This is a genomic window from Parafilimonas terrae, assembly GCF_900115755.1.
Classification (GTDB): domain Bacteria; phylum Bacteroidota; class Bacteroidia; order Chitinophagales; family Chitinophagaceae; genus Parafilimonas; species Parafilimonas terrae.
On the sequence record NZ_FOXQ01000001.1, the window covers coordinates 471,450 to 484,059 of the forward strand.

The following is a 12,610-nucleotide window of genomic DNA, read 5'->3' on the forward strand; positions in this document are numbered from 1 at the left end:
ATATTACTATTGACCAGCAATTACATTTGCCTCTATTGCCAATAATGTTTTACCGCCATTACGTGTGTTAGTAGTAACTAAAATTGTTTTTCTGGTAAAGCCATGCGTGTGTAAAGTGCCGAATTTAGCTTTTATGAATTTTGAATCGTCGGGCGTAACACTATTATGCGGATAATCTACGACAGTACACCCGCAACTCGGTTTTACACCTAAAATAAAAAGTGGCGTTTCACCGGAATTTTTAAACTTAAAACTTGCAAAAGCAGTGTCGCCTTCCTTTATATTTCCTACATTAATTATTGTATCAGCCCAATTTATAATTGTATAGTGTGGTGTATCAACAGCCGCCACATATTTTTCATCAATACCAAGGTTATTTTTATATGGATCTTTATGCTGATTATTACAGGCACTCGATAAAAAAATACTTATTAAAAACAATAAATAACGCATTAATATTTAATTAGCCGTGCTTCTCCCTTTGAATTATAAAAACAAATGGAAGCTGTTGAGGAATTTGCTAAAATAAACCTTGAAGACTGGGAAAGATAAGATGCGCCATAATAAATTTCCTGGCGACGGCTCTTATTATCTTTTGTTTTGATAACAGCATATTGCTCATCCTGCCTGGCAGGCAGGCATATTGCGCTATTTCTTAAATAGAATACGCGCATCGGGCCGCGGTTTTCCGATGCTGCGAGCAAACATTCATTCTTTTGGTTTTTAAGCGCGGTTATTGATTTTCCGTTGCCGGGTATATAAATACCACTTTGCAAAATTGAAACAGCCATAAAATTGCCTTTACCATCACCTTTTAACATTAATCCATTCAAGGCATCGGACCGGCCTGTACTAACTTCAATACCATAGTTATTTCCGTTTATTACAACATCCAGGTTGCCATCGCCATCATAATCTTCCACACTCATGCCGCAAAGCGTTGATATTTGTGCTATGGCAGGCAGTTGTTCCATTGTAAATTTTCCATTACCATCATTTTTTATAAAACAGGAAGCAAAATTGTTGGCACGGTAAATAAGCGCATCTTTTTTATCTTCTTCATTCAAAACAGAATCGATTGTTGCCGTTGCATAGGATTTATAAGTGTTATATTTTTTGCGTAAAGTATTTATCTGCCTTATCATATCATCTCTCGAACATGCCGGAAACTCTTGCATCTTTTTTTCTGTGCTGTTATTGAGAAGATATACAGACAGGATGGCATCGTAATTTTCATCGTCATTAAAATCTTTTGCATAAATAGAAACCGGGTACTTTTCGCTTGGTTTGTAAAAAGTGTTTAACCCCGTGTTGCCTGCTATGTAATCAATATCTCCATCATTATCAAAATCGCCGCCGGCAATTGTATTCCACCAGCCAATATTGTTTGATATTCCTGAAGTGACCGTTACATTTTTAAATATGCCTTTTTCATTTTGTAAAAAAGTAATTGGCATCCATTCGCCGGCAAGAATAATATCCGGCCAGCCATCATTATTAAAATCAGAAAAAATGGCGTCGCAGGTTAAGCCAATATTTATAAGCGATGGGGCAACAGATTTTGTTACATCAACAAACCTGACCGTTCCATTTTTTGTATCATTTCTAAAGATGAAACTTGATACAGGCTTTGGATAATTCCAGGGATCAACACGGCCCGAAACAAACAAATCAAGATCGCCATCCTTGTCATAATCGGCTGCACGCACACAAAATTTACTGGTGAAATTTTTAGGCAAAGCATTTGAATCTAAAGCAAAATTTCCTTTACCATCATTTATATAAAACCTGTCCTGGTAAGCCGGCGAACCGGGTTCAGTTTCATAACCGCCGCTTGCTATATACAAGTCTAAATCGCCATCGCCGTCAGCATCAAATAAAAGCAGGCCTTCATCTTCTGCATTTTTATTGATGGTATTTCCGATCAAATCTTTTTGAAGGAATTTCCCATCTTTCTGCTGCAAAAACTTTTGACCGGTGTAATAAAATGATCCGCCTGTAATTAAATCATCTAATCCATCCCCATTAATATCACCGGCTGCCATGCCTGGCCCAAATTCAGAAAATTTATGCGGCAATAATTTTTGAATATTAAAATCGATAAAATCTTTTTCGCTTTGTATATAATGCACGTTTACAGAGGTTGTAACGTTTGTGAATAAAGCTGTACTATCAATCGTATGGTTTTTAAATATGTATTGAATAATTGCATCTTTTTTATCTGCAGTAATTGTTTGATTGGCCTTTACATTTTTTATAACCTGCTTTGTATGATCGGGCCAGATAATTACAATTGAATCAACTGCAGTCACTGAATCAAGACCAAAATGTGCTACATCCTGTACCGTTGATAAGTATCCCCTGTAAGGTGTATTTTCCCAAAACTGGCTTTTATTTCTATTATAATATATACTGACCAATGCACCCAGGCCATTTATATTTTTATTATCGCCATTAAATTTTATGTTGATATAGTTTGAAGCTGCTTTGCTTTGCTGACGCAGATTATTTCTGTAAACAGACGCAGGGCCGTTAATATTATTGGTTACAACATCAAGATCTCCATCATTATCTAAATCAACATACACTGCACCGTTTGAAAACGTAGGCGTTTTAATGCCCCATGCTTCTGTTACATCAGAAAAAGTAAGATTGTGATTATTGCTGAAAGCATAGTTCTTAAGCTTGGCAGCGGGCATTTGTTCAATAAGCATATCATCGGAAGCAACAGAAGACAACTTATTTCTAAAAGCAATAAAATCCTGATCGCTCAAATCTTTTGGAAAGCCGTTGGTAATAATAATGTCCCTGTAGGAATCGTTATCAAAATCTGCAACCAGTGGCGCCCAGCTCCAGTCAGTCCTGTCTATACCACTGAAGTAAGCAATGTCGCTGAACACGGGCTTCTTAACGGAATCATTTTCACCCGGGGCATTGCCGCAATTCAACTGCAATGTATTGTGACCATATTGGTACTGGTAATTAAACCGTTCAAAGCTTAAAACATTTTGATAATTATTCGGGCTCATCATCAGTTTCCGGCGATAGTTATCAGCAGGGCTCATATCAAGTTCAATAATATCGGGAAGGCCGTCGTTATTAATATCAGCCACATCATTGCCCATGGCGGAAAAGCTTGTATGCTTAAAATATTCTTTCGACCTTTCGGAAAAAGTTCCATCGCCGTTATTTATCCAAAGCTGGTCGCCTGATAAATAATCATTGCTTACCAGAATATCTTTCCATCCATCATGATTAATGTCTGTAATATTTATGCCCAGCCCATAGCCGCTTTTATTAATACCGGCAATTTTACTTACATCGGTAAAATAAGAATGTTGCTTATTTTCATCCCAGTTATTCTGAAAAAGCCTGCTGATATTAAGGCTGCTTGTATCATTTAAATTATATGAATATCCACCTGGATTTTTATTGCCCTGCAGCTTTCCTGCAACCAGTGAAAACATGTCAAGATCGCCATCATTGTCGTAATCAAAAAAAGATGCGCTGGTAGAATAGCTTGTATCATCAAGCCCATAATCTGCGGCTTCATTTTTAAAAACGGGAATGCCTTCTTTATTTAACCCCTGGTTCATATATAAAATGCTTCTTCGGTCATTGGCATTTGAATTACGCGTTGCGCTTACAAAAATATCAGGCCACCCATCATTATTTATATCAATAACGCTTACGCCATTACACCATTTGCCCTCGCCTGCCGTATTTGAAGCTTGTGTTACATTCCTGAATTTCAAACCGCCTTCATTTAAGTATAGTTCATTAGATACCATGCTGCCTGTAAAGTAAATATCCGGTAATCCATCCCTGTTAAAATCTCCGACCCCGACACCACCTCCATTATAAACATATTCATAATCAAGAATGTTTATACTATCATTCTCTGTGATGATGTTTGAAAATGAAATGCCGCTTTTGGTTGGCGGAATTTCAGAGAAGAGTGTTTTCTGTTTATTACAGAAAGAAAATGCCAGTAGCAGCCAGCAACTTAAAAAAACGATTCTCATGCAGTTTATAAATGAAAAGAGGAAGTTTAAAACTTCCTCTTTTTTATTGAAAAATTCAGAATTAGTATCCCGGATTTTGCGTTAGCGTTTTCTCTCCATTTACCGTTGTAATATCTATTTCGTTTTGCGGAATAGGGAAATAGTTATTCTTTGGAGCAACAAACTTTGAAGCAGTTGCTATATCTGCAGAGAATGGTTTCTGATAAGTGAGGAATGCATTTATAGTGGATTCTGCTATGCCCCAGCGAACGAGGTCGAAGAAGCGATGGCCTTCCATGGCGAGTTCCAGTTTGCGTTCAAAATAGATTGCCTTTAATGCTATATCCTTATTGCTGAAATAACCGGCAGGATAAGGGCTTATTACGTAATTGGCAGCCGGGGTGGTAGAAAATCCGCCCGTAGGATCAGAATCATCTTTGTATTTATATAACCATCCGGATTTATTTGCAGCCCTGTTACGCACTTTGTTCACCAAAGCCTGCGCACCGGCAAGATCATCTGTTTGTGCATGACATTCTGCAGCCATTAATAACACGTCAGAAAAACGAATCACGAGATAGTTAATTGCTGATCCCGGCGCCCATGAAGAACCATCATGGAATTGCGGTGTAACTTGCCAGTAAATGTTCTTTTTATTGGCATAAGGGCCTGCATAAGCCTGGTCCCTGATCCAGTCTGCACCCGGATGAATGCCCCAGTCGTTAAAAGGTAATCCGCGTCTGCCTGCAGTCCAGTCAAGCCTTGGATCAAGATTCCCTGCATCTGGTGTAAAAGGCTGGCCGGAACCGATTCCCATATCGCTTTTTACAGCATGGTCATTGTAGGTATCAAGATATGGCAACCCATTGGCATCTGTTCTGTATGAGTTTACAAGATCCTGCCTTGGTTGATAGAAACCGCAGCATCCAAAGGGGCTGTTTCCATAAGGGAAGTTCAGCATATCACCATAATTGGCATTATCAAAGCTGCCTGCATTAGCCGTCATTTCAACAGGGAAAACGGCTTCCGGACTAGTGGCTTCATCTTCAGGGCGCCAGTTATCTTCAAAGTTTGTAAACAAATCATACTTCACGCCCAATGATGTTTTACCGTTGGCAATTATATTGTCGAAAATGGTTTTTGCATCGGCGTATTTTCCCTGGTATAAATAAGCTTTGCCAAGATATGCGCCTGCTGCCCATTTATTTGCGCGTCCTGCTTCAGATTGTGTTTCAGGCAAATTATCGTAAGCATAGCTAAAATCGGCTTCAATATTCGGCCATACATCTGTATTGTTAGGCTGGTTATAGTCGGTGGTGGTCTCATCTATCCACGGCACCATATTGAACATTTTTTTAAGATCAAAATAATAATGCGCTCTTAAAAATTTTGCCTGTGCAGCGATATTGGTAGTATCAGCCGTTGACATGGTAGTAATCTGAGGTAAAACCTTAAGCACATTATTACACCTGCTTATGCCTTCATAATCAGCTTTCCATTTATCTTCAAAAAAGCTGTTAGAGGTGCTTGACTGGTAGTTAAATATTTCATTCATACCCTGCTGGTCACCGGCGTAACTTCCCTTTGAAGCATCTGTGCCCATTACACTGCCCCATATCCAGTTGCTCACAGAAGAACCCCAGGGTGTTCCATTACCAACGTTCTGTCCATCCAGGGCGGCATAAGCGCCTATCAATAATGCGTTAATACCCGAGGGCGAAGCCAGCACATCAGCACTTAACTGTCCTTGCGGCGTATGTGTCAGGAAGTCCTTTTTACAGGAATAAAATGCTACTACAGCAATTATAGCAGTAACCGGAATTATAATTCGAAATGATTTCATGTTAATTTCTTTTAGGTAATAATTAATTTAAAACTTAACATTTAAGCCAATGATAAATTGTTTTGGGTTTGCATAAGAACCCTCATCCACACCAAAGTCTCTTGATTGTGTATCATCGCCGGCACTGCTGTTAATTTCGGGATCAACACCAGCATATTTTGTTATGGTAAACAAATTAGCTGCCTGAACATACACCCTCAGGCTTTGAATGCCTGTTTTGCCCAGGTTGTTAGCACCCAGCGTATAACCCAAAACCATATACTTACACCTTAAATAAGAACCATTTTGAACATACCATGATGAAGCCACACCTGCTGTGCTGAAATAACTGTTGCTGGAAACCATAGGTGCTGAAGCATTTGTATGCTCCGGTGTCCATGAATCGTATAAGGCTGTTTTACTTTTTGCACCAACGAATGTGGGGAACAAGTCTGTCCAGTATTTCACATTATTCCATATTTCATTACCCTGTGTACCAAAGAAGAAAGCACTGAAATCAAACGCTTTATAAGTAAGGCCAATATTAATACCGTAGGTAAAATCAGGATTGGGATTACCAATATAAGTCCTGTCATCATCTGAAATATATCCGTCGCCATTTACGTCGGCATATTTAAAGCGGCCGAGACCTGCATCCTGCTCATAAGTGGTAACTTCACCATTGGTAGCCTTGCTGGCAGCATCATTCAGCGCATCTATTTCAGCCTGCGTATTAAAGTATCCTAATACCTTGTAACCATAGAATTCATTTACAGGCTGGCCAACCTGGTTAATTATAAAGTTGTTTCCAAACCTTCTTGAATCACCGGTGAAGAAATAGTCTGATGTATTTGAAACCTTGATGATTTCATTTTTATAAGAAGTAAGGTTAAAGCCTAAATCGAACTGTAAATCGCGGGTAATATTTCCATGATAGGATATAGAACCGTCCCATCCGTTAGTATGCATCTGGGCGATATTTACATAAGGCGCTGTTCCGTTACCGGCAGTACCAGGTAATGGCGGGTTAAATAAAAGGTCCTTGATATTTTTCTGGTAGTAATCTAAAGTAAAGTTCAGCTTATTGTTAAACAAAGTGGCATCTACCCCTATATTGCTGTTAATGTCTTTTTCCCATTTAGTATCTTCATTAGGAACCTGGCCTGTTTTAAAGCCTTGCACAAGAGAACTGTTAGTTCCGCCAATATCATAGAATGAAGAACCTTTATCTCCGTTATAAGTTGCATATTGGTTATTCTGGAACACGTTTATCTGGTTACCCATTATGCCCCATCCGGCACGGAGCTTAAGCTCGTTTATCCATTTTACACTTTCCATAAATTTTTCCTGGGATATACGCCAGCCCACAGTTACAGCAGGAAAATTGCCATATTTATGTGTTGGTGTGAATTTGGAAGAACCATCATGCCTGAAGACCCCGCTTATAATGTATTTCTCATTAAACTGGTAATCCAGTCTTGCAATAATGGGAGACCATAAACTGCCATAATACCTGCCGCTGCTTACAGAAGGAGATGCATAGGTACCTGTGTTTAATGTGGTATAGTTGGGATCAAATGAAAAGTAATCCCTGTTCCAGGCATCTATATTTTCACCGGTTTCATAATAAGCTTCTGTACCTGCCATTAACTGAACATCATGCTTGCCAAAAGTTCTGTGATAAGTTAGTGTATTTGTCCATGTCCAGTTATAACCCCAGTTTGAACCCTCATAATACGTATTAGATGTGGTATTTTCTGTATTCTCATAAGTTGGATAACCAAAGCTGTGATAGTAACCGGAATACACTTCACCGCCAAACTGGGAGTGCAATGTCAGACCTTTTATGAGGTCAACATCTACATAGCCTGCGCCAAACAGCCTGCTGCCCAGCCCTTTGTCATTTCTTGTACGGTAAGCCGTTGCAACAGGGTTAAATGCATTACCCAGCGCAGCCCCGTAGTTACCGGCAAAATTTCCCATAATATCATACACAGGAATAATAGGCATTTCACGCATGGCATAGCCTATAAACCCGCCTTCTGTCAGAGGAGTGATTTGAGGGTTATTATTTATGGTATAACTTAAATTTTCACCTACGCGAATGCGGTCGCCGATACTAAATTGTGTATTTACCCTTACAGCATATTTTTTCTGATAGGTATAAATTACAGTTCCCTGCTGATCTAAGTAGTTAAATGAAAAGAGGTAAGAGTTTTTATCACTGCCACCGCTTACAGTTACATTATGGCTTTGCATTGGGGCATCCTTATTCATTTCATGAAACCAGTCAGTCCCGGCTTTATTAGCTTTGATAATCCTGTGGAAAGAACCTAATTCACTTGCATCCGTATAATTGGGGTTTACATAATACAAATCAGGATTAACAGAAGGGTCTCCCTCCTTCGCACCTGCCGGAGCAATATAATCCGGAAGCACAGGTTTATCACCAGAACCATACAATGAATAATAGGTGGTAGGTTCCAAACCATCATTCCTGTAAGCTAAATAAGTGAGATCGGCATTTTCCTGCGGGTTCAGCATGTTCCAGGGATTTCCTCTCTTTACCACCTGCTGGCCATAATACCCGTCATAAGTTACGGATGTTTTGCCCCGTCCCCTCTTGGTTGTAATAATGATAACACCATTGTTAGCACGGGAACCATAGATTGAAGCAGCACCTGCATCTTTTAAAACCTGCAGCGAAGCCACATCGTTAGGGTTCAAGTCATTAATGTTACCCGTTGGCACACCGTCAACAACATATAATGGGTTGTTGTTACCAAAAGTATTGATACCCCTGATACGTACCTGGGGCGTTTCACCCGGCTGCCCGGAACCGATAACCGTTACACCGGCTGCCTGGCCCTGAAGCTGATTATTAATCTGGCTTGTAGGCAGCTTGTTCATTTCCTCTACGTTTACCACGGATACGGAACCTGTAATATCTTTCTTCTTTTGAGAAGTATAGCCGGTTACTATAATTTCATCAAGTGAAGAAGAAGATTCACTTAAAACAACGTTAACCGAGCCCGAGCTGGCGTCAACTTCAATAGTAGCATACCCTACAGAAGAAATAACCAGGGTTGTACTGCCGGCAGGCATTGTGAGTGAAAAGTTTCCATCAGCATCACTGGAAGTTCCCACATTGGTTCCCTTTACCGTTACCGTTGCAAAACCAATGGGTGAACCGTCTTTGGCACTGGTAACTTTACCTGTTACCGGTTTTTGTGCAATTGCTGAGATACTCAATAAAAAAAACAAAAGAAAACTGGCGCATACGCGCATGCAATCGATTTTTTGTCTCATAAGAATTAATAAGAAGTGATGAATAAATAAAGCTAATAAGACAGCTAAGATTAACAATTCATTGCATCTTTCCAAAAAAAATGCTAAAAAAAGTAATGTGTAAATAATACATATATTGTTTATAAATAAAACAATCTCATTTAGTTATATGGTAATAAGCTGGAAAAGTATAGGGTTTTGTCAAAAAAAGTATTGATTATATAAGTTAGCAGCCCGGAAATTGCGGTAAATAAGTTCAACAAAATGTCTCATTAACCAACGGGCTTCATCTTTGTTTGAGAACTGAGACTCCTCAAATATTAATATCCAATTTTTTTTGGAGCACCCTAATCTTTAACTCCGCCAGCGGTTTATTAATTCATATTTCTCAACCCACTCAATCTCCTTATCTTTTTTAAACCACGTAAGCTGGCGTTTTGCATATTGTCTGGTGTTTGTTTTTATTTTTTCTATAGCTTCAGGCAGGCTGCATTTTTCTTCCAGGTAATCAAATACCTCTTTGTACCCAACGGTTTGCAGGGCATTAATGTTTTTATAGGGCAACAGCGATCTTACTTCCTCCACTAATCCTTCGCTGATCATTTCATCAACGCGGGCATTAATGTTTTCATGCAGTTGCTGTTTCAGCAGGTTTATCCCAATTTTCTTTATTTGAAAATTCCTTGTTTTCATTTCCTGTCTTCTGAATTTAGCTATTGAAATGCCGGTTGCGGTTATTACTTCCAGCGCCCGCATCAGGCGCTGGGGATTTTGCTGTTCAGCCTGCTGCCAAAAAGCCGGGTCTTTCTCCTTTACTTCATGCTGCAGCCATGTTAAACCTTGCTGATTATACTGCTGAATAATAGATTCACGTACCGACGCATTTATTTCCGGTATCACATCCAGCCCTTCACAAAATGCTTTAATATACATGCCTGTGCCACCCACCATTATCGCTATATCATTATTTGCAAATATTTCTTCAGCAGCCTGCAAAGCATATTCCTCAAATACCTGCGCATTTACATTATCATGAATGGAATGAGAATTAATAAAATAATGTTTGATGGATTGCAGCGCCGCTTCGGGCGGTTTGGCAACACCAATATTCAGTTCTTTATAACACTGCCTCGAATCAGCAGAAATAATACTTGTTTTATAATGTGCTGCCAATTGTAATGACAGCGCAGTTTTGCCTGATGCCGTTGGTCCAACAATTATAATAACGGTTTTTTGCATGTGCTAAACTGCTGATTAAAATATGCTGCCGAAGCAATCGCTTCCCGGAAGGAGGATAAACCAACCTGGTTTCAAAACGCATCAACCACCGGCAACATAATAACAAAAATGCAATGGAAAATTGTATTATGAAAAATCCTGAATAAAAGCCTGCACATTCTTTTCTGTTGAGAAGAATCCGGCAAGGCGTTCTATCACATCTTCCACAACGGCATCCGGGCAGCTTGCACCGCTGGTAATTAAAATGCGTAACGGTTTTTTGGCGGGCATATAACTTTGAGTAAGGTATTCCTGCTTGGTGCGCCAGTTGCAATGCATAATCTCTGTTGAAGACAAAATTTTATCGGCGCTGCTTATAAAAAATGTAGGCAGTTTTTCTTCACATAATTCCACAAGATGCGAAGTATTGCTGCTGTTGTAACCGCCAACCACTATGGCTATATCGGCCTCGGTATGTAATAAATCCGCAACCGCCGTCTGATTATCGTTGGTAGCATAACAAAGCGTATCCCGTGTATCCGCAAAACGCTCCTGGATATTTTTATCATCAAGATTGTAATGCGCCTTTACCACCTGCTTTAAATAATCGGCAATGGCCTGTGTGTCGGTGGCAAGCTGCGTGGTTTGATTTACCACGCCAAAACGCTGCAGGTCTTTTGTAATATCAAATCCATTGGAGTAACGGCCTTTAAATGCCGTATAAAATTCTTCCGCCGTTTTTTTACCTGTAATATAGCCAGCCAGTTCAACCGCTTCATCCATATCATTCACAATAACCGTTGGCGTTTTGGATGAAGCATGCGAAAACGTTGCCCTTGTTTCTTCATGTTTTGGTTTGCCATGCACCACAATGCTGTAACCCTTGCCGGCTATCTGGGCGCTTCGGTTCCAAACCTTTTCTACAAAGGGACAGGTGGTATTATATTTTTCGGATTGAATGCCTTTACGCTGCAGCAAGGCTTCAATTTCAAGCGTAGTACCGAAAGCCGGGATCAGTACAATATCATCTTCTTTTAATGTTTCAAAGGGGATAAGCTGTTTGCCATAGGTATCCTGCAAAAATTCAATACCATTTTCTTTCAGGTCGGCGTTTACTTGCGGATTGTGAATCATTTCGCTCAGCAAAAAAATTCTTTTACCGGGATTTTCTTCAATGGTTCTGAAAGCTATTTCAATGGCATTTTCAACACCATAGCAAAAGCCAAAATGCCTTGCGAGATAAATTTGCAGCGGGCCAAAATCAAGCAGCGTGGGTGTGAAATCTTTCTTCAGTTTATCCTCGCTTTTTCTCTTATTTTTTATAGCTGTAATAAGCTCACTGCGGTATATATTGGGAACTGCAAACTGCTTCATAAACTGCGCAAAGTTAAGATTTGCTGAGAGATAAGAAGTTAAAAGAACCTATCTGGGTTTCAGGGTTCACGGGTTCATATATTCACAAGTTTTTGTTCCAACCCGCCAGGCCGCAAATAAATGAACCCGTGAACTATTTAACTTACCACCGCCTGTCTCGGAATAATAAACGCAATCAGTTCATCCGGCGTCACGCCCGCCCTGTTGCAGGCGTCATTTATTTCATCCCGCGAAACATTTGCTGCAAAAGATTTCTCCTTCAGGCGTTTCTTCACGCCCTTCACATCCATGCCTTCATAACCGTTTGGCCGCATTAAAGAATAGGCATGAATCAACCCGCTTAATTCATCAAAAGCATACATCATCTTATCCATCTTTGTTTGCGGTTCTACCCCAAAATGTGCCGGGCCGTGGCTTGCTATGGCATGAATAATTTCAGCATCTATATTCCTCTGCTCGAGCTCTTCAACAATTTTACGGCAATGTGTTTCTGGCCATTGGTCCCAGTCTGCATCATGCAGCAAGCCTGCAAGTTTCCAGCGCCATGCATCTGCATCGCTTAAATTTTCTTTTTCTTTTGCCCAGGCGTGCATTAAAGCAGCCACCTGTTTTACATGCAATTGCAGGCGTGGGTTCTTCACCCAGTCATTCAATAAATTATAGGCTTCTTCTTTCGATAAAACTTTGCCTGCATTGGCCGGATTACCAAAAACCTGGCGGCCTAAGTGTAAGGACATAATCAATATTTTTTTAAGAACAAACTTAACAGATGGAGCTGTTATCTTCTGTATAAAAAATCAGCAGGTGTTCTGGTCATCCCTTGCAGGCACCTTATATATCGGTTATATTCAACACGCAGAAATAACTCCTGCAATCTTCAACTCTCACGGCTAATTTGTATATT

General features: G+C 39.9%; 7 protein-coding genes. All 7 read right to left on the reverse strand.

All coding sequences use genetic code 11. The features are described from left to right. Positions 1-6: 6 nt before the first annotated feature. The 7 genes from BM015_RS01995 to BM015_RS02025 all read right to left on the reverse strand — a co-directional run bounded on the left by BM015_RS01995 (position 7) and on the right by BM015_RS02025 (position 12,443). Positions 7-453, reverse strand: a complete 447-nt coding sequence (locus BM015_RS01995; RefSeq protein ID WP_090653972.1) for a DUF1573 domain-containing protein — start codon at positions 451-453, stop codon at positions 7-9. After that, positions 453-4,025, reverse strand: a complete 3,573-nt coding sequence (locus tag BM015_RS02000) for a CRTAC1 family protein (protein ID WP_090653975.1) — start codon at positions 4,023-4,025, stop codon at positions 453-455. The genes BM015_RS01995 and BM015_RS02000 overlap by 1 nt, the downstream gene beginning before the upstream one ends. A 61-nt stretch (positions 4,026-4,086) precedes the next feature. After that, positions 4,087-5,847, reverse strand: a complete 1,761-nt coding sequence (locus tag BM015_RS02005) for a RagB/SusD family nutrient uptake outer membrane protein (protein WP_090653977.1) — start codon at positions 5,845-5,847, stop codon at positions 4,087-4,089. A gap of 27 nt (positions 5,848-5,874) precedes the next feature. Next, entirely contained in the window at positions 5,875-9,135 is a 3,261-nt protein-coding gene (locus BM015_RS02010; protein ID WP_090653979.1) for a SusC/RagA family TonB-linked outer membrane protein, read from the reverse strand. A 333-nt stretch (positions 9,136-9,468) separates the two neighbouring features. Further along, entirely contained in the window at positions 9,469-10,353 is an 885-nt protein-coding gene (miaA, locus tag BM015_RS02015; RefSeq protein ID WP_090653980.1) for a tRNA (adenosine(37)-N6)-dimethylallyltransferase MiaA, read from the reverse strand. A 126-nt stretch (positions 10,354-10,479) separates the two neighbouring features. Then, on the reverse strand, positions 10,480-11,706 hold the full coding sequence (locus BM015_RS02020; protein WP_090653981.1) for a 4-hydroxy-3-methylbut-2-enyl diphosphate reductase: 1,227 nt from the start codon (positions 11,704-11,706) through the stop codon (positions 10,480-10,482). A gap of 137 nt (positions 11,707-11,843) precedes the next feature. Beyond that, positions 11,844-12,443 (reverse strand): HD domain-containing protein, encoded by a 600-nt coding sequence (locus BM015_RS02025; RefSeq protein WP_090653983.1) that lies wholly within the window; start codon positions 12,441-12,443, stop codon positions 11,844-11,846. Positions 12,444-12,610: the final 167 nt, after the last annotated feature.